The 24,568-nt window shown below is 65.3% G+C and carries 25 protein-coding genes and 1 tRNA gene; 18 read left to right on the top strand and 8 right to left on the bottom strand.

Annotated features, from left to right (window positions below):
• Positions 1–227: 227 nt before the first annotated feature.
• The gene (locus tag ACQR1H_RS05385; protein WP_434880451.1) at positions 228–449 is read left to right on the top strand and encodes a hypothetical protein; all 222 of its coding nucleotides are present in this window, start codon (positions 228–230) and stop codon (positions 447–449) included.
• A 129-nt stretch (positions 450–578) separates the two neighbouring features.
• Here the strand turns inward: ACQR1H_RS05385 and ACQR1H_RS05380 are convergent, their stop codons facing one another.
• The gene (locus ACQR1H_RS05380) at positions 579–830 is read right to left on the bottom strand and encodes a hypothetical protein (protein WP_316179560.1); all 252 of its coding nucleotides are present in this window, start codon (positions 828–830) and stop codon (positions 579–581) included.
• A gap of 452 nt (positions 831–1,282) precedes the next feature.
• Here ACQR1H_RS05380 and ACQR1H_RS05375 point away from each other — a divergent pair, with 452 nt between their 5' ends.
• From ACQR1H_RS05375 to ACQR1H_RS05350, 6 genes are all read left to right on the top strand, one after another.
• On the top strand, positions 1,283–1,663 hold the full coding sequence (locus tag ACQR1H_RS05375; protein WP_434907251.1) for a DUF2975 domain-containing protein: 381 nt from the start codon (positions 1,283–1,285) through the stop codon (positions 1,661–1,663).
• 10 nt (positions 1,664–1,673) lie between these two features.
• Positions 1,674–1,904, top strand: a complete 231-nt coding sequence (locus ACQR1H_RS05370) for a helix-turn-helix domain-containing protein (RefSeq protein ID WP_434839669.1) — start codon at positions 1,674–1,676, stop codon at positions 1,902–1,904.
• 336 nt (positions 1,905–2,240) lie between these two features.
• Positions 2,241–3,242: an ABC transporter substrate-binding protein gene (locus ACQR1H_RS05365; RefSeq protein WP_315802162.1), complete on the top strand. Its 1,002-nt coding sequence runs from the start codon at positions 2,241–2,243 to the stop codon at positions 3,240–3,242.
• A gap of 97 nt (positions 3,243–3,339) precedes the next feature.
• A complete protein-coding gene (locus ACQR1H_RS05360; protein WP_315801850.1) occupies positions 3,340–4,434 on the top strand; it encodes an ABC transporter ATP-binding protein in 1,095 nt (364 codons plus the stop codon).
• 35 nt (positions 4,435–4,469) lie between these two features.
• Positions 4,470–5,582, top strand: coding sequence for an ABC transporter permease (locus ACQR1H_RS05355; protein WP_315802161.1), 1,113 nt, complete (start codon positions 4,470–4,472; stop codon positions 5,580–5,582).
• Positions 5,579–6,358 carry an ABC transporter permease gene (locus ACQR1H_RS05350; RefSeq protein WP_434907250.1) on the top strand — a complete coding sequence of 260 codons (780 nt, stop codon included), beginning with the start codon at positions 5,579–5,581 and terminating at the stop codon, positions 6,356–6,358. The genes ACQR1H_RS05355 and ACQR1H_RS05350 overlap by 4 nt, the downstream gene beginning before the upstream one ends.
• Before the next feature lie 123 nt (positions 6,359–6,481).
• Here ACQR1H_RS05350 and ACQR1H_RS05345 read toward each other — a convergent pair whose 3' ends face one another.
• The gene (locus tag ACQR1H_RS05345; protein WP_315801848.1) at positions 6,482–7,381 is read right to left on the bottom strand and encodes an NAD-dependent epimerase/dehydratase family protein; all 900 of its coding nucleotides are present in this window, start codon (positions 7,379–7,381) and stop codon (positions 6,482–6,484) included.
• A 382-nt stretch (positions 7,382–7,763) separates the two neighbouring features.
• Here ACQR1H_RS05345 and ACQR1H_RS05340 point away from each other — a divergent pair, with 382 nt between their 5' ends.
• Positions 7,764–8,312, top strand: a complete 549-nt coding sequence (locus ACQR1H_RS05340; protein ID WP_434846702.1) for a hypothetical protein — start codon at positions 7,764–7,766, stop codon at positions 8,310–8,312.
• A gap of 146 nt (positions 8,313–8,458) precedes the next feature.
• Here ACQR1H_RS05340 and ACQR1H_RS05335 read toward each other — a convergent pair whose 3' ends face one another.
• Positions 8,459–9,052 carry a TetR-like C-terminal domain-containing protein gene (locus tag ACQR1H_RS05335; RefSeq protein ID WP_315802160.1) on the bottom strand — a complete coding sequence of 198 codons (594 nt, stop codon included), beginning with the start codon at positions 9,050–9,052 and terminating at the stop codon, positions 8,459–8,461.
• A gap of 114 nt (positions 9,053–9,166) precedes the next feature.
• Here ACQR1H_RS05335 and ACQR1H_RS05330 point away from each other — a divergent pair, with 114 nt between their 5' ends.
• The 3 genes from ACQR1H_RS05330 to ACQR1H_RS05320 all read left to right on the top strand — a co-directional run bounded on the left by ACQR1H_RS05330 (position 9,167) and on the right by ACQR1H_RS05320 (position 10,154).
• The gene (locus tag ACQR1H_RS05330; protein ID WP_315801846.1) at positions 9,167–9,547 is read left to right on the top strand and encodes a DUF4267 domain-containing protein; all 381 of its coding nucleotides are present in this window, start codon (positions 9,167–9,169) and stop codon (positions 9,545–9,547) included.
• A 1-nt stretch (position 9,548) separates the two neighbouring features.
• A complete protein-coding gene (locus ACQR1H_RS05325) occupies positions 9,549–9,869 on the top strand; it encodes a DoxX family protein (protein ID WP_315801845.1) in 321 nt (106 codons plus the stop codon).
• 123 nt (positions 9,870–9,992) lie between these two features.
• Positions 9,993–10,154 carry a hypothetical protein gene (locus ACQR1H_RS05320; RefSeq protein WP_434880454.1) on the top strand — a complete coding sequence of 54 codons (162 nt, stop codon included), beginning with the start codon at positions 9,993–9,995 and terminating at the stop codon, positions 10,152–10,154.
• Positions 10,155–10,259: 105 nt separating this feature from the next.
• Here ACQR1H_RS05320 and ACQR1H_RS05315 read toward each other — a convergent pair whose 3' ends face one another.
• Positions 10,260–10,868, bottom strand: a complete 609-nt coding sequence (locus ACQR1H_RS05315; RefSeq protein ID WP_434907249.1) for an SRPBCC family protein — start codon at positions 10,866–10,868, stop codon at positions 10,260–10,262.
• Positions 10,869–10,871: 3 nt separating this feature from the next.
• Between ACQR1H_RS05315 and ACQR1H_RS05310 the strand changes: the two genes are divergently transcribed.
• Positions 10,872–11,183 (top strand): hypothetical protein, encoded by a 312-nt coding sequence (locus ACQR1H_RS05310; protein WP_434907248.1) that lies wholly within the window; start codon positions 10,872–10,874, stop codon positions 11,181–11,183.
• Positions 11,184–12,230: 1,047 nt separating this feature from the next.
• Here ACQR1H_RS05310 and ACQR1H_RS05305 read toward each other — a convergent pair.
• Both ACQR1H_RS05305 and cpdR read right to left on the bottom strand, forming a co-directional pair.
• Positions 12,231–12,305 (bottom strand) — tRNA-Val (locus ACQR1H_RS05305).
• 119 nt (positions 12,306–12,424) lie between these two features.
• Positions 12,425–12,784, bottom strand: a complete 360-nt coding sequence (gene cpdR / locus ACQR1H_RS05300; protein ID WP_006610087.1) for a cell cycle two-component system response regulator CpdR — start codon at positions 12,782–12,784, stop codon at positions 12,425–12,427.
• Positions 12,785–13,128: 344 nt separating this feature from the next.
• Here cpdR and ACQR1H_RS05295 point away from each other — a divergent pair, with 344 nt between their 5' ends.
• Both ACQR1H_RS05295 and hisN read left to right on the top strand, forming a co-directional pair.
• The gene (locus tag ACQR1H_RS05295; RefSeq protein ID WP_315801832.1) at positions 13,129–14,013 is read left to right on the top strand and encodes an N-formylglutamate amidohydrolase; all 885 of its coding nucleotides are present in this window, start codon (positions 13,129–13,131) and stop codon (positions 14,011–14,013) included.
• Between the two features lie 481 nt (positions 14,014–14,494).
• Positions 14,495–15,280, top strand: coding sequence for a histidinol-phosphatase (gene hisN, locus ACQR1H_RS05290; RefSeq protein ID WP_315801831.1), 786 nt, complete (start codon positions 14,495–14,497; stop codon positions 15,278–15,280).
• 64 nt (positions 15,281–15,344) lie between these two features.
• Here the strand turns inward: hisN and ACQR1H_RS05285 are convergent, their stop codons facing one another.
• Positions 15,345–16,235 (bottom strand): LysR substrate-binding domain-containing protein, encoded by an 891-nt coding sequence (locus ACQR1H_RS05285; RefSeq protein ID WP_315737053.1) that lies wholly within the window; start codon positions 16,233–16,235, stop codon positions 15,345–15,347.
• Between the two features lie 85 nt (positions 16,236–16,320).
• Between ACQR1H_RS05285 and ACQR1H_RS05280 the strand changes: the two genes are divergently transcribed.
• On the top strand, positions 16,321–17,073 hold the full coding sequence (locus tag ACQR1H_RS05280) for a sulfite exporter TauE/SafE family protein (RefSeq protein WP_315801830.1): 753 nt from the start codon (positions 16,321–16,323) through the stop codon (positions 17,071–17,073).
• A 2-nt stretch (positions 17,074–17,075) separates the two neighbouring features.
• Here ACQR1H_RS05280 and ACQR1H_RS05275 read toward each other — a convergent pair whose 3' ends face one another.
• The gene (locus ACQR1H_RS05275) at positions 17,076–17,708 is read right to left on the bottom strand and encodes a LysE family translocator (RefSeq protein ID WP_434907247.1); all 633 of its coding nucleotides are present in this window, start codon (positions 17,706–17,708) and stop codon (positions 17,076–17,078) included.
• A 170-nt stretch (positions 17,709–17,878) separates the two neighbouring features.
• Here ACQR1H_RS05275 and ACQR1H_RS05270 point away from each other — a divergent pair, with 170 nt between their 5' ends.
• The 3 genes from ACQR1H_RS05270 to ACQR1H_RS05260 all read left to right on the top strand — a co-directional run bounded on the left by ACQR1H_RS05270 (position 17,879) and on the right by ACQR1H_RS05260 (position 24,524).
• Positions 17,879–19,624: an adenylate/guanylate cyclase domain-containing protein gene (locus ACQR1H_RS05270; protein ID WP_315801828.1), complete on the top strand. Its 1,746-nt coding sequence runs from the start codon at positions 17,879–17,881 to the stop codon at positions 19,622–19,624.
• Between the two features lie 114 nt (positions 19,625–19,738).
• The gene (locus ACQR1H_RS05265) at positions 19,739–21,532 is read left to right on the top strand and encodes an adenylate/guanylate cyclase domain-containing protein (protein WP_315801827.1); all 1,794 of its coding nucleotides are present in this window, start codon (positions 19,739–19,741) and stop codon (positions 21,530–21,532) included.
• Positions 21,533–21,719: 187 nt separating this feature from the next.
• Positions 21,720–24,524, top strand: a complete 2,805-nt coding sequence (locus tag ACQR1H_RS05260; protein WP_316217173.1) for a di-heme-cytochrome C peroxidase — start codon at positions 21,720–21,722, stop codon at positions 24,522–24,524.
• Positions 24,525–24,568: the final 44 nt, after the last annotated feature.

The raw sequence follows: 24,568 nt of genomic DNA, 5'->3' as shown, positions 1-24,568 counted from the left end.
GAGGGTCCAGAAGCGCGATCGTCTCTTGATTCGTAGAGACAAATGGCCGCCGGCGTCCCCCATCACGCTCCCCCGATGATCCGTTTCGCGATCAATTCTACAGGACTGTGAAACGGATCACAGACCAGCGCAGCGGGATGGAGGACGCCAACTCCAGCACGTTGCGCCGACCCGGCGGCCTGTCCCGCACCAGGCCGCCGGGTCATTTGACCACAAGGAGTTGCAACATGGATTTTTTGAATCAAATGGTGGCAGCCCGGCTGATGAAGACGGCCGAGGGTTTTCAGCGCATCGGAGCACATGGAGGATTTCGCCGTCTCGCCGGCCCGGTCAGCGCTACAGCCAGCTCACGCCCCGCTGTGGGCCTGGTCGTCGACAATGCGGCAGCAGGTGATCCGTCGCTATCGCAGAGCTGCCCGGAGCGCGATGGCTGCGGCGCCGGCCTGTAGCGGCGCGCCTTGGCGCCGCATCAATGGCCAGCACGCGCGCCTTTGAACGAAGCCGCGGCAAAACACGAAGTAACGACATCTATGGCGAAGACCGGCTTTGGCGCGTGATGGCTGCTGCGCCGGAACAGCTCATGGGCGCTTGCATCCTGCGCGATCGAGCATGTCCCTGACGATCAAAGGCGTTGCCGGCGTTTCCGCCGCGTCCTGCGCTGCGGCAGCGGAGCTCAGCGCCTGCCCGACAGTCGCCGCGCTCAAGTTCAACGAGGTGCGGCAGGTCGCGCGCCCCATGCTGGCGACTGCGCCAGCGGCCTCGCCGACTCCGGCAAGGTAGGCGGTGAGAACCTGCTGGGCCGTCCGGTCGGTCGGCGCCTTCTCCAGCATCTGAACCACCTGCGCGACCGATATCAGGCCGCGAGAGGTGGATGGCGCGGCGCTGGATGGAGAAGTCGTCATAACAGCGGACGCGAAGGCGACAGTGACGGCCAGTCTGGCCCGGCAATGAGACATGAGGTGGCTCCTGAGCTAATACCCCATCTGTCGAACGAAAATAAATTATTGTCAAACGATAATTTTTGATCGTATCGTGATCCTGTCGGCGCACTGCCGAGACACCAATCAACCGTGGGGGCCATTCGACCATGACGCAAACAGCAGAGATGTCCGGCACGAGTGCCGCGCGCTCCGGACGCAGCAATCGCATTCGCCGGCTCAGCCAACTGATGGCGGCAAGCTGTCTCGTCACATCCGGGCTGCTCGCCGCGGCAATGGCGCTCTATTGGGCCTTGACGCCCGCGCCCACGCTGTTCAGCCACGCCGGCATCCCGAATGCGCCGGTGACCGAGATCGACTGGTCCACGCGGGCCCTCGCGTTCAGCATCGCCATGGTGCCGCTGGGGACGCTGATCTGGGGCCTGCTGAGCGGACGTCGTTGCTTCGACGCCTTCGCCGCCGGCCGCATCTTCTCGCGCGACTCGATCAGACAGCTGAAGACGTTTGCGATCGCTGTCGCGGCATCAGCCCTGCTGAAACCGCTGGCCGGTGCAGCGCTGTCGGTCGTCCTGAGCTTCCGTCAGCCCGCGGGAGCGAAGACCCTCGCGCTGAGCGTCGGATCGGATACGCTCATCGCTCTGATCTTCTCAGGAACGGTTGCGGTGATCGCCTGGGTGATGACGGAGGCGCTGGAGATCGCCGACGAAAACCAGCAATTCGTCTGAAGGACAGGACATGCCGATCCGAGTGCGGTTGGGGGTGATGCTCGCCGAACGCAATGTGAAGTCCAAAGATCTGGCCGAATATGTCGGGATCACCGAGGCCAACCTGTCCCTGCTCAAACAAGGCAAGGTGAAGGGTGTGCGCTTCGAGACCCTCGAGCGGATCTGCCGGTTTCTCGGCTGCCAACCCGGAGACCTCCTGAGATATGAGGAAGCGCCGTCGACCGAGATGGACATCGGGTGAAACCGCAACCGTGATCAAGATCATGCGTTGCGGTGAAGCGGACGGGCGGCCGCACGGCGCCCCTGCCGCGCGAGCCGGATCCATTAGCGCTTCGCCGCAACGCCACTGATGCAGCGCATGAACGCCAAAATAGCATCACGTGACGATCAAAACTCGCGCTTGCCAGGGCTTGGTCCAGCCGATAGCTTTTTTGAACCTTTCAAGCGCGACGGATCATCGAGCATGCTTTTTCTGCGGACCAACTCCACGACGGCAACAGTGTCGAACGCGACGGATCGGCCTGTCAGACGCGCAGCCGCAACCGTCTCGAAGACGGTGCTGGTGACCGCAGCCGCGATGCTAGGTCTCCTCGTTTCCGCGCAGGCGCGTGATCTCACCGTCGTGTCCTGGGGCGGCAACTACCAGGACGCGCAGCGCAAGATCTACTTCCAGCCCTTCGCCGCCAAGCTCGGCGCCACCGTGCTCGACGAGAGCTGGGACGGCGGCTATGGCGTGCTGCAGGCCAAGGTGAAGGCCGGGGTGCCGAACTGGGATGCGGTGCAGGTCGAGGCCGAGGAGCTCGAGCTCGGCTGCAGCGACGGCATCTACGAGAAGATCGACTGGAGCAAGATCGGCGACAAAAACGGCTTCATCCCGGCCGGCGTCAGCGATTGCGGCGTCGGCGCCATCGTGTGGTCCACCGGAATGGCGTTCGACGGCGATAAGATCAAGGACGGGCCGAAGACCTGGGCGGACTTCTGGGACACGGCAAAGTTTCCGGGCAAGCGCGGCCTGCGCAAGGGCGCCAAATACACGCTCGAGTTCGCGCTGATGGCCGACGGCGTGCCGGCGACCGACGTCTACAAGGTGCTGAAGACCAAAGAGGGCGTCGAGCGCGCCTTCAAGAAGCTCGACGCGCTCAAGGCCGACATCGTGTGGTGGGAGGCCGGCGCGCAGCCGCTGCAGCTGTTGTCGTCCGGCCAGGTCGCGATGACCTCGGTCTATAACGGCCGCATCACCGCCATCAACCGCACCGAGGGCAAGCATTTCGGCTTCGTGTTTCCGGGCAGCATCTATGCGGTCGACAGCTGGGTCGTGCTCAAGGGCTCGCCCAACAAGGATGCCGCGATGAACTTCATCGCCTTTGCGAGCCAGGCCGAGAACCAGGCCAAGCTGCCGGAATACATCGCCTACGGCCTGCCGAACATCGCCGCTGCCAAGCTGGTGCCGGAGAAATACGCCGCGGAGCTGCCGACGACCCCCGAAAACCTGAAGCAGGCGATCGCGCTGGACGTCGGCTTCTGGACGGACAATTCGGAAGAGCTGTCGAAGCGCTTCAACGCCTGGCTGGCGCGCTGAGGCCCGCCGCTTCCGCACACCGGGCGCGCGATCGTCGCGACGCGCGCCTGCCCGCCTCGTATGAGTCCCGGCGAGGTCCGCGCCGAAAGCCTTCGTCATGGATACCCCCTTCATCTCGTTCCGGCAGGTGGTCAAGCGCTTCGCCGCGCTGACCGTGGTCGACGATCTCGACCTCGATATCGCCCGCGGCGAGTTCGTCGCCCTGCTCGGCCCCTCCGGCTCCGGCAAGACCACGCTGTTGATGATGCTGGCCGGCTTCGAGCAGCCGACCAGCGGCACGATCGCAGTCAATGGCGTCAGGGTCGACGGGCTCCCGCCGCACAAGCGCAACATGGGCGTGGTGTTCCAGAACTACGCGCTGTTCCCGCACATGAGCGTGCGCGACAACATCGCGTTTCCCCTGAAGATGCGCGGCACGCCCAAGCCCGAGATCGCCACGCGGGTCGCGCGCGTGCTCGACATGGTGAAGCTGTCGGCCATGGCCGAGCGCAAGCCGGCGCAGCTCTCCGGCGGCCAGCAGCAACGCGTGGCGCTGGCCCGCGCGCTGGTGTTCGAGCCGCAGGTGGTGCTGATGGACGAGCCGCTCGGCGCGCTCGACAAGAAGCTGCGCGAGCAGATGCAACTCGACATCCGCGACCTGCACCGCCGGCTCGGCCTCACCATCGTATTCGTCACCCACGACCAGGACGAGGCGCTGACGATGTCCGACCGCATCGCCGTGTTCAACCACGGCAGGATCGAGCAGATCGGCACGCCGCGCGAGATCTACGAGCTGCCGCGGACGCCGTTCGTCGCCGAGTTCATCGGCGAGACCAACCTGCTGTCGTGCAAGGTGGCTGAGCAGGCCGGCGAGGCGATGCGGCTGACGACGGACTCGGGCCTTACGCTTTCGGCGCATGCCGGCGCTGATCGCGTCGATGGCGGCAAGGTGCAGGTCTCGATCCGACCCGAGGCGATCCGGATCAACGATCATGCGGCCGCAACCGCAAACCGCCTGACCGCGCGCATCATGGACGCGGTGTATTTCGGCGATCACATGCGTCTGGTCGCCACGGTCGGCGCGCAGCGGCTGATCATCAAGGGCGACCGTGCCGGCCAGGCCGCGGAGGTCGGCAGCGAGGTCGCGCTATCGTTCGCGGCGTCGGATGTCTGGGTGGTGGGATCATGCGACCAGACCTCCGCCAACGGTTGACGGCATCTCTGCTGCTCGCGCCGCTGCTGGCGTTCATGCTGTCGTTCTTCGTCGTGCCGCTGGTGACGATGATGAAGTCGGCGGTATCCGATCCGGTCGCGACCGAGTCCCTGCCCCGCACCCACACGGCGCTGGCGCGCTGGGACCGCACCAGCTTGCCTCCTGCAGCGGCGCAGGCCGCGTTCGTCGACGACATCCGCAGGCTGACCAATGACGAGCAGTTCGGCGATCTCGTGCGCCGCCTCAACAGCGCGCAGTCCGGCTTCCGCAGCCTGCTCGGCAAGACCCGCCGCGCGCTCGGCGGCGACGGCGCGGCCGACCTCGCCGCGATCGATTCGCGCTGGAGCGAGACATCCTATTGGATGACCATCGCCGACGCTGTCGCCTCGCCCTGGACCGACAAGAACCTGCTCGCCGCGGTCGACCTCGAGCGCGACGCCGCCGGCGATATCGCCGCGATGCCGGAGGGCAGCTCGGCCAACCGCCTGATCATGATCCGGACCTTCGTGACCTCGGCGCTGGTGACGCTGGCCTGCATCCTGATCGGCCTGCCCTACGCGATGGTCGCCGCATCCGTGGAAGGCTGGCGCCGGCAGGCGCTGCTCGGCGCCGTGCTGCTGCCGCTGTGGACGTCGCTCCTGGTGCGCACCGCGGCCTGGTACGTCGTGCTGCAGGACAACGGCCTGATCAACGCGACCCTGAGGGGGCTCGGCCTGACCTCCGGTCCGGTCCCGCTGATGTTCAACCGGCTCGGCGTCGTCATCGCCATGACGCATGTGCTGCTGCCGTTCATGGTGCTGCCGATCTTCAGCGTGCTGATCGCGATCCCGCGCAACCTGATGCCGGCGGCGGCATCGCTCGGCGCGCATCCGCTGCGCGCCTTCCTCCACGTGCTGCTGCCGCTGTCGATGCGCGGCGTCGTCTCCGGCGCGCTGCTCGTGTTCATGGCCGCGCTGGGCTACTACATCACCCCCGCGCTGATCGGCGGCGCCAACGACCAGATGATCTCCTCGGTGATCGCCTATTACGCCACTGGCGCGGCGAACTGGGGCATGGCCGGCGCGCTCGGCCTCGTCCTGCTGGCGATGACCATCCTGCTCTATGCCGTCTACATCCGGCTGACCTCGGCCGAGGAGCAGCACGCATGAAGCTCCTGCCGGTCGTCAAGCTGCTGTTCGCGATCGCCGTCGTCGTGTTCCTGCTCGGGCCGCTGATCGCGGTGCTGCCGCTGTCGCTGACCGACAGCGTGTTCCTGAACTATCCCATTCCCGGCTATTCGACGCGCTGGTTTCGCGAGCTGGTCACCGCCGAATCCTGGCGGCTGTCGATCGTCAACAGCCTGCTGATCGGCTCGGGGACCACAGCCCTCGCAACGCTGCTCGGCACGCTGGCCGCGCTCGGCCTGCGCGGCAAACGCGCCTCGCTGCTGGTCTCGACGCTGCGCACGGTGTTCTTGCTGCCGATGGTGGTGCCGGCGGTCGTGCTCGGGGTCGGCATGCAGCTGATGTTTTCGCGCTACGGGCTCACCAACACCTATCTCGGCGTCATCATCGCGCACACCGTCGTCGCCGTGCCGTTCGTGCTCGTCAACGTCTCCTCGGCCTTGCAGGGCGTCGATCTCCAGCTCGAGCGCGCCGCCGCGAGCCTCGGCGCCTCGCCCGCCGTGGTGCTGCGTACGGTGACGTTTCCGATTGCGCTGCCCGGTATCATCTCCGGCGCCCTGTTCGCTTTCGCGACGTCGCTCGACGAGGTCGTGCTGACCTTGTTCGTCGCCGGCCCCAACCAGCGCACCCTGGCGCGGCAAATGTTCGCCACCATCCGCGAGAACATCAGCCCGGCGATCGTGTCCGCCGCGGCCGTGTTCATCGTCGGCACCATCGTGCTGTCTCTTGCGATGCTGGCAATCCGTCGGCGGATGGCGTGACGTTCCGTAGGGCGGATTAGCGCAGCGTAATCCGCCGCCTCGCGCACGAATGGCCGTCCATATTGCAGCAGCCGAAGCGGAAGAAGGCGGATTACGCTGCGCTAATCCGCCCTACTCGATGAGCTATCCCGCCTTCACATATTTCCGCCAATCATGTTCTTCCTTGAACCCGAGCACTTCGCGCGCTTTCCTGTTCGACAGCGGCGCCTCGCGCTCGCCGAGGTCGCGGGTGATCGGAGTCTTCGGGCAATAGCGCTGCAGCAATTCGCGCGTCGGCATATTGGCCGTCACCGTGTCGTTCACCGCGTTGAAGACCTGGAAGCCGAGACCATCCTTCTGGATCGCCAGATGCACGATCTCGCCGAGGTCGCGCGCGTCGATATACGACCAGGCGTTGCGCTTGCGCGACGGCGGGTCGGCGAGGAAACGCGGGAACATGTCGTATTCATGCGGCTCGATGACATTGCCGATGCGGAGTGCGTAGATGTCGATGCCGTAGCGCATGGCGAAGGCGCGCGCGGTCTTTTCGTTCACGACCTTGGACAGGCCGTAGGAGTCCATCGGGTCGGTGTCGTAGTCCTCCTCGAGCGGAAAGCTCCTGAAGTCCTTGTCGCCCTCGGCGAAGCAGACTCCATAGGTTGTCTCGCTGGAGGCGATGATGATCTTGCGTACGCCGAGCTTCGCCGCAGCCTCGATGACGTTGTAGGTGCTGACAGTGTTGACGCGAAAGGTCTCATTGTCGGGCTCGATCAGCACGCGCGGGATCGCGGCGAAATGCACCACCGCATCCGGCGCCCGTGGCGGCCGGCCGGCGTTGAAGCCGCCGAAGCCGTAATGCGTGGTCAGCGCGTTGAAGGCCTGGCCGCTGTCCGTCAGATCCGCGATCAGGGTGTTGATCCCGGGGTGATCGAACGGCTTGAGATCGACGTTGAGGAGCTCGTAGCCCTTGCCCTGCAGATGTGGCAGCACATGCCGGCCCGCCTTGCCTGTTCCGCCGGTGAACACCACGCGTTTGCTTGTCATCGTTCTGTCCTCATGAATGCGCCGGTTCTAGCAGCTTCGGTCGCAGCCGCTCCATAGGAACTTCCAACCCGATTCCCTGTGGTCTGACGGGCCGCCGGGCGGCGCTGGCCGACGAACACAGCGGTCGAAGAATGATCAATTTAAAATTGAAAATCGATAACGCACAATTTCAGAACGATGATTGCAATCCGAAACTTGCCGGTCCGCTGATGGGCCGACGCTCGAGCAACTCGTCCGCATGCGATCAGCAACGATGCTGGCGGCAACCGCGAGCGAGAATCTTTCTCATTATCAGTAGCCAAGTTCCCGAACGCGTGATAGGTATCTAATGGCAGTCAAGTAGATGCATCTGGCGGCTGGCCCGCCCTGGAAGGACGCTGTCATGCGATTGTCGTCTTGTGTCGTCGCGCCGTCATTTGTTGCTGTGTTGGCGACGATGCTGTTCTGCAGCCCGGCGGTCGCGCAGCCCACCAAAAGCTCCACGCTTCCCGATATCACGGTCGATGCACCCAAGCAGGCTGTACGGCCCTATCGGCCGCAGCACGCAGCCGGCGCGGTGACGTCGCGCCGGGCACGGCCAGTCGCTCAGGCCGCATCCCAGGCCACGCAATCGCCGTCGGCTGCGCCAGGCTCTGTGGAAGCCAGGTTCGCCAGGCTGGAGAGAGCTGCCACTGGTTGCAACGGCGGCTGCGAGACAAGCTTCAAGTCCGGCAACGCGCCTTGGGTCGGATGCAGCCTGTCGGGCCAGGAATTCTCACATTTCGATACGACCTGCAGCGACACGCTCAGATACAAGCACTATGCGGACTGTGCGGAGACCAAGGCGTTCCTGGGCTGGGATCGCAATAAGGTCTGGCTGCATTGCAGCAGCCTCTTGGCCGGCGGCAAGTTTCAGGTCGCCGAGCTGAAGCGAGCGCGGCGCGCCCGTTAGTCCGCCTCAGCTGAGCTGAAGTTGAAGCACATTTGTCGGCCTGCGCGTGCTCCGGTCGACACCTCGTGAGCCGACGTCTTTCTCACGCGTCCTGCGATGTTCATCTGGTCTCAGCGCGTGACCGTATCTCACGCACATTGACTGCGTCAGCCGCGAGCTGGTGCGCGGCTTCCAGCCCCCGCGATCGCCCGCACGACACGTGCGATACGTTCGTCGCGCGCGGCGGGCCTGATACGTCCTGACCGTTCGAGCGCGGCGAGGCCATGAAGGGCCGCCCAGAACGTCTCGGTGACGACCGCGGCATCCTTGCAGAAGGGCGCGATGACCGCGGCCAGCGCATCGAAAGCAGCCCGCAGCTCCGGCCTCGTCTCCGCCACCGCGAACCGCAGATCGGTCGGCAGGACGAACATGGCATCGTAGAGCGCAGGACGGCCGAGCGCGAAGCCGAGATAGGCCGCAGCGACATTCTTGAGCGCAGAGCCGCGAGCGCTCGCTTGCCTCGCCGCGTCTTCGAGGGCGGCCGTGATCTCCTTGAAGCCCTCGAGGGCAACCGCGGACACGATCGCGTCCCTGTTCTCGAAATGCGAATAGAGCACGGGCTGGCTGTATTCGATCTCGTCGGCCAGGCGCCGGATCGTCACCGCGCCCCATCCCTCGCGCTCCGCGATCGCGCGCGCGGCCGCGACGATGTGCTGCTCGCGCTCGGCGCGCGCCCTGCCCTTTCGCTCTGCGATGCCCAGATTCTCGCCCTCCGCCGGACAGCACTCACCATACCACCGCTTGATGATCTAGCAACGCTAGATTATTGTCCTAGCGTTGCTAGGTTATCGACGGCCGTTAGAACGGAGGGTCGCATGCACTGGTTTTCGCTTGGGCTTGCCTTGCTGCTGGCGGTCGCGATCATCGCGATTGGGGTGCAATACGTTGCTCGCCCGTTCACTGCGATGCGCAGTTTCGGGCTGCCACTGCCCGAGACCGGCGCCAACGTCGCGTGGTGGCTGCGGCTCAAGGGCGTGAGGGACATCGTCTCGGGCCTGGCGGTCCTTGCATTGATGATGTGGGGTAGTTCCGGCGCGGTTGGCCTCGTCCTGCTGGTCGAAGCCGTCATTCCAGTTGGCGACATGCTGGTCATCCTTGCCGCGAACGGCTCGAAGACGAGCGCCTTCGGCATGCACGGCGTCACGGCCGCGATCATGGTCCTGGCGGCCCTGCCCCTGGTCACCGGAGTGTCTTGAGATGGCGCACGCTGTTTCGATCTGGCTGCTGGTCGCCGCCTTCTTCGGCGCCGGCGTCTTCAACGCGGTCGGTACGGCCGACACACGGCGCGATTTCGCCCGTTGGGGCTACCCCGCCTGGTGGGGCAGACTGACCGGCGGGCTGGAGATCGTCGCCGCCATTCTGATTGCGCTTCCCCAGGCTCGCATCGTCGGCCTGGCGCTTGGATCGGCGATCATCGCCGCGGCAGCGGTGACCGTTCTGCGCCATCGCGATGTCCGGCACCTGCCGCCGATCGGCGGATTCGTCGTCCTGCTCGGGCTTGCCGCTGCCGCGCCCTGAAGGATCGCGCGGCGTTCGGAGAGCCGGATTCTCGCGCCTGCTGTCGGTCAGCGCCTGTCCCGCGATGAACCTTCTGCCTGCTGCCTTGACCTACCTCAGGGCGGGAGGAGATTGAGGTCGCAAATGACGGCTCTGACCAAGGTATTTTATAAGGCATTTTCTGAAACATCCGAGGGTAGCAAACACGCGTTGCTCAAACACGTCTTGCTGCTCGGTGCCGCCATATTGCTGGTGGGGGCGATGGCGCTGACCTACGGAACAGATCTGAGCCCCGGCTTTTTCTGAGCGGCTTTTTCTTCCTCTGCTTCGGCGAACAGCGGTTGCCGTCGACGGCATGTCCTTATGATCGGCATGCGCATGTCTGCCTCGGGCATGAGCGGAAAACCGGGCTTATCGCGCCTCGACCAGCGCCGCGAGTTTCGCGAGTGCCATCCGCCAGCCAGTCTCGTTGTCGGTCGGCGATACCGCGCGTGGCAGTCCAGCGTGGGTGGCGTGAAGTTCGGTCCCGCCATCCGCGTCGGCAAGCGTGATGGTGATCGTCATCTCGCCGCGCAGCGCGGGATCCGTGGTCTCGAACTCGTCCACTTCGACAACCTGCTCATTCGGGACGATCTTCACAAAGCGACCGCGATATGTGTCCGTTTGCGCGGTCGTCTTGCCCGCCCCGGTCGGCACGTCATAGGTGAGCGAAATCCGCAACGAGCCGCCTTCACGGGCGTCGAACGCATGCACCTCGCAGGTCATTCCGTCCGGCACTTTCCATTTTGCAATTGCGCGTGGATCGAGCAGCGCTCGATAGACCGCCGACCGAGGCGCGGCGATGTAGCGCCGTATCGAAAGGGTCTCGTCCATGTTCATTCCCTGCTGACCTTGCGCATCGTCTCGAACCGTCATCCGATAGGACCGATGGTGTACCGGCGGCAGGCTTTTGGATAGGCTCGTTGCCGATGATGCGGCCTGCCGCTTGACGCGACCGACGAACAGCACCCGGGAGTCCATACGATGATCACCCTGGGACGACATCGGCCGCTGATCCGGACTCCCTTGGACGAAGCGACTGCCCTGGTCGCGATCTTAGACATCGCGGCCGACGCGATCGCCCAATTCGATCCCGATCATTCTGGCCGGCCCACCCCATCGACGACGAGACTGCCGACGGCGATCCCAGCTTCTACAAGGGCGCCGCCGGGTGTGATCTGGGCCCCCGACTGCCTGCATCTTCGGTTGTTTGTTCTGGCTGGCGAGATAGCAGAAGGGCAGATCCAAGCCGGCATGTTCGTCACCGTGCCGCTGGACTCTTCGCTGTCTTGGTGATGAAGGCGCCGTCGATCTGAGAAACCTTCGCACACGTGACGAGCTTCGGCTGGCGGACCAGGTTCTATCTATTCTCCGGGCACGAACTTCAAACGACGCATCGGCAAAAGCGAGGAGCGCACGCGACCCGACGGGCAAATCACTGCTGCGAGACTCGCGTACGCCCAGCACATCCGCCCATCACCCGGAGCCCACGCTCTAAGAAAACGCCTCCGTCAGAAAAATTCATTCGCCTGCGGGTTCAAACACATCTCTCTATCCAGCCCTCCCGGCCTGAAGATTTTTGTTTCTTTTTTCCAGAAATCATGATCTTCTCTCTCCATCCCGTCTCACAAGAGGGGCGCTTCGCGGTCGTCACGAACGTCGAGGCGGGATGCGGTGGGCGTGTCGATGTCGCAGCGTGGTTCTCCACGCCGACGAACGGCGGCGATGCGCACGGTCAAGTCGCGTGGTCCTGACACCCCGACGCTGGTGTCACGCTTGCGTTGGCGCTCACGCGCGGCGCGGGCAACGGTGGCCAGAAAGCCCGGCGCACCGGGGAGATCGCGAAGCAGCCGTCAAAACCATCGTGCGGGGAATGCCGGGTGATCTCGGCTGAACCTGTGGTGACTGCCGCCTGCTTTTTTTCTGCAGGCGGGCCATGGGTGCGGCCAGCGCCCGGCATTCCCCGTGCCCTCTTCCAAGAGAGGGACATCGATCAGCAAAGCTCGGACGCGAGAATGCGCCGCGAGGCAGCGAAGCCATGTCGCAGCGCCCTCATCACAATCTAACCGCCGTCATTGCGAGCGAAGCGAAGCAATCCAGAGTCGCGCGCGCGACTCTGGATTGCTTCGTCGCTACGCTCCTCGCAATGACGGAGAACTTGACCGAAGAGACTCGTCATGGATGGCCGGTTCAAGCCGGCTTGCCGCCGTCACGACGACGCGCCGGCGGCGGAGCCCGCGGTTGCGTCGCCCCGCGATCGTCACGCGCGCCTCGCGTTCACAAGGGAGGATATTCAACGATCGGAAAACCAGACCAAGCTGGGTCACCGGCCGCTTCGGCCGATGGTGGGCACGACAGGGATCGAACCTGTGACCCCTACCATGTCAAGGTAGTGCTCTCCCGCTGAGCTACGTGCCCTAAACCCAAAAGGTCTCGTCGGGTGGGGGTCCCTATATCGGCTCCCACGCAGGCAGGCAAGGACGCAAACAGGCGAAAATGGGAATAATCCTGAACTTCGCGACGCCGGCCCCGGCGGCTCAGGCCGCCAGCATCTTGTTGACCTCGCTGACGAGCTCGCGCAGGTGCACCGGCTTGGACAGCACCTTGGCATTCTTGGGCGCCTCCGAATCGGAGTTCAAGGCGACCGCGGCGAAGCCGGTGATGAACATGATCTTGATGTCCGGGTCGAGCTCGGAGGCGCGGCGCGCCAGCTCGATTCCGTCCATCTCCGGCATCACAATGTCGGTCAAGAGCATCTCGAACGGCTCCTCGCGCAACCGCTGGTAGGCCGACATGCCGTTGTCGTGGGGCGAGACCTGGAACCCGGCATTTTCCAATGCCTTGACCAAGAAGCGGCGCATGTCGTTGTCGTCTTCGGCGAGCAGGATTTTGTGCATGGCGAGGGGTTGTCTGGTCCGGGTGAGAGGCGGAGCGTTGCCGCCACTAAGCCTGACGGGCGGTAAATTTCGGGTGAAAGATTGCGCCTTTTGATCCGACATCGGCAAGGCATTTTGAGGGCTGAAGCCGCGGTCTTCGATCGAAGCAGCATGCCAGCTCAGAGTTGTTCCAAACGCGGGATGAACTTTTTCATTGCTTTTCGCTTGGCAGACCGGCTGGGATTATCGAAGATGCGCGTTGGCGAGAGCAGTACCTGCGTTGTCCAGAGCGAATCGGCCGGAGGATACCGGCGCATCAACGGACGTGACATCGACGCACGTGACCAAGGGGACGGCGCCCAGAGATGACGGACTTTGATGGCGAATTGCCGCCGTTCGAGATCATGGAGCCGACCGAATGGCGCGCGCCCATCATCTTCAATTCCCCTCACTCCGGATCGGCCTACCCCGACGATTTCCTGAGGGCCTCGCGAATCGATCTGCCGGCGCTGCGGCGCTCCGAAGATTCGTTCATGGACGAATTGATCGCCGATCTCCTGTCGCGCGGCTTTCCGGTCGTTCGCGTGCATTTCCCGCGCTGCTATGTCGACGTCAATCGCGAGCCCTATGAGCTCGATCCGCGAATGTTCACCGGGCGGCTGCCGAGCTTTGCCAACACCCGCTCGATGCGGGTGGCCGGCGGCCTCGGCACGATCCCGCGCGTGGTCGGCGACGGCCAGGAGATCTATCGCGACCGGCTGAGCGTCGACGAGGCGCTGCACCGGATCGAGACGCTGTACAAGCCGTATCACCGCGCGCTGCGCCGGCTGATCAACCGCGTGCACCAGCAGTTCGGCACCGTGGTGCTGGTCGACTGTCATTCGATGCCGTCGGTCGGCGTCTCGCGCGACGAGCCGCGCCGGCCCGACATGGTGATCGGCGACCGCTACGGCACGAGCTGCGCGTCGCTGCTGCCGGATCTGGTCGAGGACGTGCTCGGCCGGCTCGGTTATTCGGTCGGCCGCAACAAGCCCTATGCCGGCGGCTTCATCACCGAGCATTACGGCAATCCGGCCACGGGCTTGCATGCGATCCAGATCGAGCTCAACCGCGCGATCTACATGGATGAGCGCCGCAGGGAGCGCGGACCTCGCTTCGCCCAGGTCGCTTCCGATCTCGCCGTGCTCGCGGAGGTGCTGGCGACGGTGCCGCTCGGCGACCTCGGGCCTTTCCAGGCGGCGGCCGAATAGAGGGCAGCGCCCTCGGTCCGAGGGATTCCGGCCGGTGGCGCCGGCGCAAAAAAAAGGGCCGCTTGAATGACAAGCGGCCCAAGTCTAGGGAGGAAACGCCCAAGGAGGGCAGCGATAACGCGAAGCGCTACCGCACCGCAACAATATGCAATCGCGCTGCACAAAGCGCAAGGGTTTTTCCGCCTTTCTCCATGCAAAAAAACATAGGCCGGGTTGCGTTCAGCGCGAAACAGCTTTGCTTTTCATCATAAAAGTCAATGGCTTGATTGGAGATTCCAAACGATCGGAGAGGGACGCCGGTTTCGCTTTCACTTTCACATCAGAGGCCCGCGACGGCTCAATCGCGCCCGGTCAGCGCGGCAGGACACCAAACGGTATCCATGATGCCACGCTGGTGTTCCATATCCGGATGCACCCCGAACCGCTTTGAGCTAGGCATAGCGGCTCATTGCCACCCGATTCCCTCACCCAAGGACGCGCTGTGACGGTCATCGATTTCTCCGCCTTCATCGGTCGTCTGGCGACCGCGTCTGGCGAAACCATCCTGCCGTTCTTCCGGACCTCGCTGCTGGTCGACAACAAGAGCAGCCGGCAGGATTTCGACCCGGTGACCGAGGCCGACCGCGCCGCCGAGGCGGTGATGCGCCGCCTGATCAAGGCGAACTTTCCTCAGCACGGCATCGTCGGCGAGGAATTCGGCAACGAGCGCGAGGACGCCGACTACGTCTGGGTGCTCGATCCGATCGACGGCACCAAGTCCTTCATTGCCGGTTTTCCGACCTGGGGCACGCTGATCGCGCTGCTGCACAAGGGCGCGCCGGTGTTCGGCATGATGCACCAGCCCTTCATCGGCGAGCGCTTCGCCGGCGACAACGGCTCCGCCAACTACAAGAACGGCGGCGGCGAGCGCCGGCTCTCGGTGCGGCGCTGCGAGCGTCTCGGGGATGCGGTGTGCTATACGACGAGCCCGCTGCTGATGAACGAGGCCGATCGCGCCACCTTCAGCCGGGTCGAGGCCGAGACGCGGCTGTCGCGCTATGGCGGCGACTGCTACTCCTATTGCATGCTGGCCGCGGGCCATCTCGATCTCGTCATCGAGACCGAGCTCAAGCCCTACGACATCGCGGCGCTGATCCCGATCATCAACGGCGCCGGCGGCATCGTCACCAACTGGGAAGGCGGCCCGGCGCAGAACGGCGGCCGGATCGTCGCCGCCGGCGACAAGCGCGTCCACGAAGCGGCGCTGAAACGGCTGGCCGCGGACTGATCCCGCCTCCACCGGCCTGGCCCCGCCTCGTGCAGAACGGACATCCGGCCTGTCGTCGGGCGCTTCACGCGGCGGCCCGGCGCAAATGCTCGACGAGCAGTTTCGCGGGACGCGGCAGCGCCTTGAAGCTGCGGGCGCAGATCACCAGCCGCCGATCGGCCCAGGCGTCGCGCAGCGCGACGAGGCTGATCGGCATCGACCGCGCGCAACGTCGCGCCGCGGCTTCGGGCACCACGGCAATGCCGATCCCGGCCGCCACCATCTGGCAGATCGCGTCGAAATCGCGCAGCCTGGCCCGCACGTGCTGCCGGATGCCGAGCCGCGCGGCGTGCCGGCCGATATGGACGTTGAGCGCCGTCCCCTGCGTGAGGCCGATGAAATCCTCCCCCGCGGTCTCGCTGAAGTCGATCTGTCGGCGGGCCGCGAACGGGCTGCGCCGTCCGGCCACCAGGATCAGCCGGTCCTCGCCGAAGGCGAAGCGCTCGATCGTCTCGGGCAGCGCGTGCTCCGCCGCAAAGCCGAGATCCGCCCGGCCGGACGCGATCGCCTCGGCGATCTCGGTGCTCTCGCGCTCCTCGACATCGACGTTGATGTCGGGATGCTCGCGCAGAAAGGCCGCCAGCGCCTTCGGCAGATGCTCGGCGAGGCCGACCGTATTGGCGAGCAGCTGCACGTTGGCGCGACGGCCGGATGCGAAGCCCGAGAGCTCACCCTGCATGGCCTCGACATTGGCCATGATGATGCGGGCGTGATCGAGCAGGCTCTCGCCCGCCGCGGTGAGATCCACGCCACGCCGGCCGCGCTTGAACAGCTCGACGCCGAACGCGTCCTCCAGACCCTTGATCCGCGCGCTCGCCGAGGCCAGCGCCAGATGCGCCCGGTCGGCGCCCCCGGTGATGCTGCGGGCCTCGGCCACGGCAATGAACAGCCTGAGATCGACCAGATCGAAACGCATGGTCATCCTGCCTCAGTCCTGGACGAAGGCTTGCTCCGTAACCTCCACATTGTGCCGCCGGCGCAGTCTGGTCAATGTGACAACCATGATCGACCCCATCCTCATCTTCATCGCCTTCGCGCTCACCTTGGCCGGCTTCGTCAAGGGCGCGCTCGGCCTCGGCCTGCCGACCATCTCCGTCGGACTGCTCGCGGTCGCCATGCCGCCGGGCCGCGCGCTCGCCATCGTCATCGTGCCGGCCGTGATCACCAACATCTGGCAGACCTTCGCCGGACCTTACCTGCGCGATATCGCCAGGCGCCTGTGGCCGCTGATGCTGGGGACCGCGATCGGCATCTGCCTCAACGCCGGCGCGCTCAGCCATGCCTCGACCCGCTGGGGCAACGTCGCGCTCGGCGTCTTGCTGATGCTCTATGCCCTGCTCGGCCTCACCAAGCTCGCCTTCAAGGTCGCTCCGCCGCACGAGAAATGGGTCGGCGGCATCGTCGGGCTCGTCACCGGGCTGATCTCGGCCGCCACCGGCGTGCAGGTCGTACCCTCGGTACCGTACATGCAGGCGATCGGGCTCGAGAAGGACGAGTTGGTCCAGGCCCTCGGCGTGTTCTTCACGGTCGCCACGGTCACGCTGGCCTTCAACCTGACGAGCTCCGGCCTGCTCAGCACGGCCACCGCCCTGCCCGGCGCGGTCGCGATGGCCGGCGCCTTTCTCGGCATGTATGCCGGCCAGGCGGCGCGATCCCGGCTGCCGGCCGAGGCTTTCCGCCGTGTGTTCCTGATCGCCATGATCCTGCTCGGCCTGTATCTCGCCGGCACGGCGGTCATCGAGCTGCTCTGGTAAAGTCAGCGCGCCTCGAGCATCGCGATCCGGACCCCGAGATAGATCAGCAGCCCGCCGATCGCGCGGTTGAGCCAGAGCAGCGCGGCGGACGAGCGGCGCGCAGCACGGGCCGCGGCGATGGCGACGCCGAGGCACCAGATCGTGCTGTTGACGATGAAGATCGTGCCGAGCAGCAGGAAGGCGATCGCCTTGTGCGGCGCCTCGGCTGCAACGAATTGCGGCAGGAAGGCGAGGAAGAACATCGCGACCTTCGGATTGAGGATGTTGGTGAGCGCGCCCTGCCAGAACGCCTGGCGCAGCGTCACCACCGGCATCGACGTCGCATCACTCGCCCTGGCGGCGTGCGGCCGCCGCGCCAGGAGCTGCGTGATGCCGAGATAGACCAGATAGGCCGCACCGGCCCATTTCACCGTCGCGAAGGCCGTGGCAGAGGCCGTGAGCAGCGCCGACAACCCGATCGCGCTTCCGAACACGTGGACCAGGCAGCCCGTGCTGATGCCGAAGGCGGCAGCGGCCCCGCCGCGCCAGCCCATCTGCGCGCTGCGGCCGACGATGTAGGCGGTGTCGGGACCCGGCGTGATGTTGAGCAGCAGCCCCGAGACGAGAAACAAAGGCAGATCGTGAATGCCGAGCATGATTGAACATTTCCTAACAATACTGGTCTAACCATAACTGCCCCCGGCATTGCCGTCTCGTCCCGCGGAGGCCGGAGCGGGCCGCATGGCGAGGTGCCCCGATGGCGGCGGGAAAAGCGTTGGATTCGGCCGCCTCGGCCGTGGTATGCGCGAGGCGGGAGCACGATGTGATGGAAAGACGCCTCGCTGCCATCCTTTGCGCCGACGTCGCCGGCTATTCACGCATGATGGGGATCGACGAGGACGGCACGCATGCCGCCTTCAAGGCTCATCGCGGCGCCATCCATCCGATCATCCTCAACCACGCCGGCCGCATCGTCAAACACACCGGCGACGGCTTTCTGCTGGAATTCGCCACCGCCGCCAGCGCCATCCAGTTCGGGATCGAGATGCAGTCCCTGATGGCGGAGCGCAACGCCGATCTGCCGTCCGACCGCAACATGCGCTTCCGGCTGGGAATCCATCAGGGTGAGTTCACGGTCGATGACGGCGAGGCCTTCGGCGACGGCATCAATGTCGCCGTCAATCTGGAATCGATCGCCGTCCCGGGCGGTGTTGCCGTCTCGGCCAAGGCTTATGAGGAGGCCGGCCCGCAACTGCCCATCAAGCTGACCAGCGCCGGAAGCTTTCAGTTCAAGAACCTTCAGGAGCCGGTGCAGGCGTGGACATGGGAGCCGGATAGCGAGACGGCGATCCGGGCCGGGACGAGCGTCAACGGCCTGCCGCCGCAATATCGCTCCGCGATCGTCGGCGTGCTGCCATTCGTCAACCTCTCCGACGGCGCCGACGCGTATCTCGCCGACGGGCTCGCGGACGACCTGATCCATGCGCTGTCGCTGCAATCGTTCTTTCGCGTCCTGAGCCGCACCTCGACGTTTCGCTTCAGGGACCGCGGCCTCAATCCCCGCCTGATCGCACGCGAGATCGATGCGACCTACCTGATTCAGGGAACGGTGCGGCGCTCTCGTCACAAGCTCCGCGTGACGGCGGAGCTGATCGCGCCCGAGACCGGCGCTCAATTGTGGACCGGTCGCTACGACGGCGACGTCGGTGATCTCTTCGCGATGCAGGACGAGATCACCACCAGCCTATGCGCGGCGCTGATGCCGGAGATCTATCGTGTTGAAGCCTCGATTCCGGTCCGTGCGCCGGCGACCGACCCGACCGCCTGGGACCGCTTCCTGCGCGGTCTGTCGCACTACTACCGACCGACCAAGGCCGACTACGAGATCTCCATCTCGCTGTTTCGGCAGGCGATTGCGCTCGATCCCACTCTCGGGCTCGCCCACGCTTATCTTGCGACCATTCTGATGCAGGGTATCAATTTCGGCTGGATCAAGGGCTCGCGCGAGCTCTGGGACGAGGCGAAAAATCTGGCGCTGGACAGCGTGCGGCTCGACGGGCGCTCGTCGTTCGCCTATGCGATCCTTGCCTTCGTGCAGGCCATGCAGGGCGACCATGAGGACGGCATGAAGGCGGCGCGCAAGGCGACCGAGCTCAATGCCTACGACATGGGCGCGCGCGGAGTGCTCGGGCTTTGCCATATGGTCAACGGCGAGCACCAGCAGGCGATCGATCTGTTCTCGATCGCGGCCCAGCGCGGCAACAGCGATCCGCGCTACCAATGGCCGGCGCTGAACGCCTACAGCCACTACCTGCTCGGCCGCTATGAGGCCGCGTTGTCCTGGGCCCGCGAGGAGCTGTTTCTCTACCCGAACCATCTGCAGGCGCTGACGATCCGCGCGGCGACCCTGGCGCAGCTTGGCGCGACCGATCAGGCGGGCGACGCCGTCGACGTGCTGCGCGCGCAATATCCCTGGCTGACGCTCGACCGCCACATCAAGAACATCCGATGGAAACGCCGGGAGGATATCGATCACTACCGCGACGGACTGATCAGGGCCGGGCTGGTTTGAGCCAATCGGGCCGCATGGTGCCGGCCCGCCACATGGCCTACACATTGCTTCCGCAAATTGATTGGATTCGACCGCTGTTGCCGTGGTATCGCCGTGTGTGGGAGCAAAGACGGAATGGAGAGACGGCTGGCCGCGATTGTCTGTGCCGATGTGGTCGGTTACTCGCGGATGATGGGCGCCGACGAGGCGGGAACCCATGCCGCGTTCAAGGCGCATCGCGGCGCCATCCACCCGATCATCCTCAATCACGGCGGCCGCATCGTGAAATACACAGGGGACGGGTTTCTCCTGGAATTTCCGAGCGTCGTCGGCGCCATCGCGGCCTCGGTCGAGGTGCAGAAGCTGATGGCCGAGCGCAATGCTCATTTGCCGGCCGACCGCGTGATGCAGTTTCGCCTCGGCCTCAACATGGGCGACGTCATCTTCGATGAGGACGAGGTATTCGGCGACGGCGTCAATACTGCGGTGCGACTTGAAGCCGCAGCACCGCCTGGCGGAATTGCCGTCTCCCACAAGGCCTACCAGGAAGCCAGCAAGCACCTCACGGTCACCTTCGTCGACCGCGGGCCGTTCCGCTTCAAGAACATCGAAGACACGATCAACGTCTGGACCTGGGATCCGTCCTCGCCGGAGAAGAGACGCGAGCAGCGGTCCGCCACGGCCCTGCCGGCGCAATACCGGACCGCCATCGTCGGCGTGCTGCCATTCGCCAATCTCAGCGGCGAGACCGACGAGTACTTCTCGGACGGCCTGGCGGAGGACCTCATCCATGCGCTGTCGCTGCAGTCGTTCTTCCGGGTGCTCAGCCGCAACTCCACCTTCGCCTTCAAGCATGCCGGCATGAGCGCCCGCCTGATCGCACGCGAGATCGATGCGACCTATCTCATCCAGGGCTCGGTGCGGCGCTCCGGCGACAAGATCAGGGTCACCGCCGAGCTGGTCGCGCCGGAGAACGGCGAGCAGCTGTGGGCCGGCCGCTACGACCGCGACATCGGCGACCTGTTTGCCGTGCAGGACGACATCACCGCCAACCTGTGCACCGCGCTGATCCCCGAGATCTACCGCGCCGAGGCCGCGGTGCCGGTGCGGTCCAAGACGACCGACCTCACGGCGTGGGACCGCTTCCTGCGCGGGCTGTCGCACTACTACCAACCGACCAAGGCCGACTACGAGAGCTCGATCGCGCTGTTCCGCGAGGCGATCAGGATCGACCCAGGTCTCGCGATCGCCCACACCTATCTCGGCACCATCCTGCTGCAGGGCATCCATTTCGGCTGGATCAGGAATTCACGGGAGCTGTGGGACGAGGCAATGGCGCTGGCCGAGGCCGGCGTCCGGCTCGATTCCCGCTCGTCGTTCTCCTATTCGCTGCTGGCCTATGTCCATGCCATGCAGGGCCGGGTCGAGGCCGGGATGGAGGCGGCGCGCAAGGCGCTGCAGCTCAATCCCTATGACATGGGTGCGCGCGGCGTGCTTGGCGTCTGCCATCTCGTCGGCGGCGAGCACCGTCAGGCGATCGAGCTGTTCTCGGTCGCTGCCCAGCGCGGCAACAGCGATCCGCGCTATCAATGGTCGGTGCTGAGCGCGTTCAGCCACTACATGCTCGGCCAGTACGACGCCTCGCTGTCCTGGGCGCGGGAGTCGCACTATCAGAATCCGAACCATCTTCAGTGCCTCGCGATCCGCGCCGCCGCGCTGGCGCAGCTCGGACGCTCGGTCGAAGCCGGCGAGGCCGTCGCGGCGCTTTTGAGCCAGCATCCGTGGATGACGATCGAGCGCCTCCTGAGCAACATCCGCTGGCGCAATCCTGCTGACATCGCGCATTATCGCGACGGCCTCACCAAGGCCGGCATCCCGTTGACCAAGCTCACCCTCGTGGACACCAAGGCCAAATTCGCGGGCGAATAGCGCGATCGCGACTTGAGGTTGACACTTGAGGTTGACACTTGGGCGGGTTACTCCAATCATTCACGATTGCATTGTAGCGTTCAGACGGCGGCCGACCCGCCCGTTCCTCGGCGCAATTCGGCGCCGCCTTCGTTTGTTTGCGTGATTTCGTTTTCATCACTCAGGTGCTTTCCAAGGATGTTCTTCGATGCAAGAAGACAGCGCCCGCGCCCGTGACGCCCTGCCCGGACAGCTTCCGGTCTCGTCCGACAACCCGTGCCCCTTCCTGCGCGCGCTCGTCGCCGGCGGCTTCGTCGACGGCCACAGCGTCCCGCTGAAGACCATCGGCGACCGGGTCGAGGCGGCAAGCGGCGAGACCGGCTTCAAGAAGCGGCTCGTCGGCATCGAGACCTTCGGCGTGGCGCTGATCGCGAACGGCCTGTCGCCGCTGCGGCTCCTGAAGAGCCTGTGGTCCGGCGCCGATCTCGACCAGTTGCGCAACGGTCCACTCGACAAGCATGGCGGCGGCTCGCGCATCCTCGACGCCGAGGCCAAGGTCCATCCCGAGGAGATCGACCGCTTCGCAAGCTTTGGCAGCGACTATCCCGATCCCAACGGGGGCACCGAGCGCGGCCTCAACGCGGCCCAGATCCAGACCTTCATGAAGGCCAATCTGACGCGCGACGGCGACCAGGCACGCTGGTACTTCCCGATCCTGATGCAGGGCGAATGGCCGGTGCTGCTGAACATCCTCGGCAAGGGCGACGGCGATGGCCGCTATCTCTCGGTCGCCGAGGTCCGCACGCTGTTCGTCGAGCGTCGCCTGCCGCAGCGTATCGCCGCGCGGCTGATGGCCAAACCCAAGCCCGCGAACATCGTCTGGCGCATCGGCAAGGCGCTCGTCGGCGGCGCGGTCGCCGCGGCGCTGGCGCTGCTGCTGCTCTGGGTGGCCGCGCCGGACGCGGTGAGCGACAAGCTACGCTCCATCCTGCCGTCCGATGCCGCGGCCCTGGTGCCGCCCGCGCTGCCCGAGACCGAGCCGACCAAGGCGGCCTACTGGCTCGACCAGGGCTGGAGCACGCAGGACCGGCACTGGTTTCACCACGTGACGCAGGGCACCGCGACCTTCCCGATTCCCTACGCCTGGTTCATGGCGATGGAGCAGCCTTATCTGACGCCGTTCGGCGCGCCCGGCCTGATCTCCGACAGCGCCTATCTCGAACGTTTCGGCTTCATCCCGAGCCCGAAGAGCGTCGACGGCGACCCAAGCGTCCTCCGGCCGTTCGGCTACGCCGCCACGGCTGCCAAGACCGAACCCGCCGCGCCGCTGCCCGCCGGCCTCAAGCCGACCCCGGCCGGCAATGAAGGCGGCCTGCCGGTCGGCTTCGCGCGGCTCACTGGCGCTGCCGATCCCACCACCGGTGCGCCGCAATCCGACAAGATCGGCCTCACCTGCGCGGCCTGCCACGCCGGCAGCATTCACTACAAAGGCGTGAGCGTGCGCTTCGACGGCGGCCCCGGCATGGTCGACCTGCGCAAGCTGGAAGAAGCCATGGGTTTTGCGATGATCTTCACGCAATACGTGCCCGGACGCTTCTCGCGCTTTGCCGATCGCGTGCTTGGGCCCAATGCAACCGATGCCGATCGCGACGCCCTGAAGAAGGGGCTGAAGGACGCGACCTCCTTCGCGCTCAACATGCAGGCCAAGAACTACAAGGACACGATCAAGGCCAAGAAGCAGATCGAGACCGAGGAAGGCTTCGGCAGGCTCGATGCACTCAACCGCATCGGCAACCAGGTGTTCTATCTCGACATGGCCGTGAGCGGCCTGCCGAACATGCTCGGCAACCAGGAGGCCATCGACGCGCCGGTGTCGTATCCGCCCATCTGGACGGTGCCGTGGTTCTCCTGGGCGCAGTATGACGGCTCGATCGCGCAGCCCTTGATCCGCAATGCCGGCGAGGCGCTCGGCGTGTTTGCACAGATCAACCTCTCGCCGGAGACCGCACGGGACAAGCTGTGGCGCTCGTCGATGGCGATCGAAAATCTGCTCTACATCGAGAACATGCTGCGCGGTCCCGATCCGTTCGCGACGACGACGCCCGCGTTCGGCGGGCTGACCTCGCCGAAATGGCCGGAGAAACTGTTCGCCGGCGACGACGCCTGGAAGATCGATCCGGCCCGCGTCGAACGCGGCCGGAAGCTCTATGCAACGATCTGCGTCGAGTGCCATCTCGGGCCGGTCGCCGACACCGTGTTCGACAAGACCTATCCGGACAAGAGCTTCTGGAAGATCAAGCCGGCCGATGACTGGGAGAGCAAGGGCTGGAATGCCAAGGGCCCGATCCTCGACCTCGTGCAGAAGCCGGTCGACGCGATGCAGACCGACCCTGGACAGGCGAGCATTCTCGCCAACCGCAAGGTCAAGGTGGCAGGCTTTCTCGAGGTCGATCCGGCCAAGGACCTGAAGGGTTGCAACCTGCCGCAGGACTCGACCACGGACATGCCCTATGCGCTGGCGCTGATGGCCGTCGTGCAGAAGGCCAGTGACAAATGGATGGAGGACCGCAAGCTCTCCGAGGCAGAGCGGACCGCATTGTGGGGCGATCGCAGGAACTGCCCCAACCCGGCCGGCAAGAGCTATCGCGCCCGCCCGCTCAACGGCGTCTGGGCGACCGCGCCCTATCTGCACAACGGCTCAGTGCCATCGCTGTACTGGCTGCTGACGCCGGCTGCCGAGCGGCCGACGTCGTTCTGCCAGGGCGCGCGCGACTATGACCCGAAGGCGGTCGGCTTCGCCGTGCCGAAGGGCGGCGAGAGCGCGTGCAAGGTCGGACAGACGCTGTTCATGGCCAGCGATTCGAGCGGCAAGCCCATCAAGGGCAACAGCACGCTCGGTCATTCCTTCGAAGGCCCGACGAAGCCCAACAAGGATTATCCAAACGGCATCATCGGCGGCGCCTTCTCGGAGGACGAGCGCTGGGACCTCATCGAGTATCTGAAGACGTTGTGAGGATGTGAAGCGGCGCGCCTTGCCGACGGCGAGGCGCGCCAGCG

Source organism: Bradyrhizobium sp. HKCCYLRH2015 (genome assembly GCF_051168215.1).
Lineage (GTDB): Bacteria > Pseudomonadota > Alphaproteobacteria > Rhizobiales > Xanthobacteraceae > Bradyrhizobium.
This window is presented reverse-complemented; position numbering and strand designations above follow the sequence as displayed.

Excerpts from the sequence above, each read along its gene's own strand:
- ACQR1H_RS05385 (WP_434880451.1), top strand. The coding sequence starts at position 228 with ATGGATTTTTTGAATCAAATGGTGGCAGCCCGGCTGATGAAGACGGCC.
- ACQR1H_RS05380 (WP_316179560.1), bottom strand. The coding sequence starts at position 830 with ATGCTGGAGAAGGCGCCGACCGACCGGACGGCCCAGCAGGTTCTCACC.
- ACQR1H_RS05370 (WP_434839669.1), top strand. The coding sequence starts at position 1,674 with ATGCCGATCCGAGTGCGGTTGGGGGTGATGCTCGCCGAACGCAATGTG.
- ACQR1H_RS05365 (WP_315802162.1), top strand. The coding sequence starts at position 2,241 with ATGCTAGGTCTCCTCGTTTCCGCGCAGGCGCGTGATCTCACCGTCGTG.
- ACQR1H_RS05360 (WP_315801850.1), top strand. The coding sequence starts at position 3,340 with ATGGATACCCCCTTCATCTCGTTCCGGCAGGTGGTCAAGCGCTTCGCC.
- ACQR1H_RS05355 (WP_315802161.1), top strand. The coding sequence starts at position 4,470 with ATGCTGTCGTTCTTCGTCGTGCCGCTGGTGACGATGATGAAGTCGGCG.
- ACQR1H_RS05350 (WP_434907250.1), top strand. The coding sequence starts at position 5,579 with ATGAAGCTCCTGCCGGTCGTCAAGCTGCTGTTCGCGATCGCCGTCGTC.
- ACQR1H_RS05345 (WP_315801848.1), bottom strand. The coding sequence starts at position 7,381 with ATGACAAGCAAACGCGTGGTGTTCACCGGCGGAACAGGCAAGGCGGGC.
- ACQR1H_RS05340 (WP_434846702.1), top strand. The coding sequence starts at position 7,764 with ATGCGATTGTCGTCTTGTGTCGTCGCGCCGTCATTTGTTGCTGTGTTG.
- ACQR1H_RS05330 (WP_315801846.1), top strand. The coding sequence starts at position 9,167 with ATGCACTGGTTTTCGCTTGGGCTTGCCTTGCTGCTGGCGGTCGCGATC.
- ACQR1H_RS05325 (WP_315801845.1), top strand. The coding sequence starts at position 9,549 with ATGGCGCACGCTGTTTCGATCTGGCTGCTGGTCGCCGCCTTCTTCGGC.
- ACQR1H_RS05320 (WP_434880454.1), top strand. The coding sequence starts at position 9,993 with ATGACGGCTCTGACCAAGGTATTTTATAAGGCATTTTCTGAAACATCC.
- ACQR1H_RS05315 (WP_434907249.1), bottom strand. The coding sequence starts at position 10,868 with ATGGACTCCCGGGTGCTGTTCGTCGGTCGCGTCAAGCGGCAGGCCGCA.
- ACQR1H_RS05310 (WP_434907248.1), top strand. The coding sequence starts at position 10,872 with ATGATCACCCTGGGACGACATCGGCCGCTGATCCGGACTCCCTTGGAC.
- cpdR (WP_006610087.1), bottom strand. The coding sequence starts at position 12,784 with ATGCACAAAATCCTGCTCGCCGAAGACGACAACGACATGCGCCGCTTC.
- ACQR1H_RS05295 (WP_315801832.1), top strand. The coding sequence starts at position 13,129 with ATGACGGACTTTGATGGCGAATTGCCGCCGTTCGAGATCATGGAGCCG.
- ACQR1H_RS05285 (WP_315737053.1), bottom strand. The coding sequence starts at position 16,235 with ATGCGTTTCGATCTGGTCGATCTCAGGCTGTTCATTGCCGTGGCCGAG.
- ACQR1H_RS05280 (WP_315801830.1), top strand. The coding sequence starts at position 16,321 with ATGATCGACCCCATCCTCATCTTCATCGCCTTCGCGCTCACCTTGGCC.
- ACQR1H_RS05275 (WP_434907247.1), bottom strand. The coding sequence starts at position 17,708 with ATGCTCGGCATTCACGATCTGCCTTTGTTTCTCGTCTCGGGGCTGCTG.
- ACQR1H_RS05270 (WP_315801828.1), top strand. The coding sequence starts at position 17,879 with ATGGAAAGACGCCTCGCTGCCATCCTTTGCGCCGACGTCGCCGGCTAT.
- ACQR1H_RS05265 (WP_315801827.1), top strand. The coding sequence starts at position 19,739 with ATGGAGAGACGGCTGGCCGCGATTGTCTGTGCCGATGTGGTCGGTTAC.
- ACQR1H_RS05260 (WP_316217173.1), top strand. The coding sequence starts at position 21,720 with ATGCAAGAAGACAGCGCCCGCGCCCGTGACGCCCTGCCCGGACAGCTT.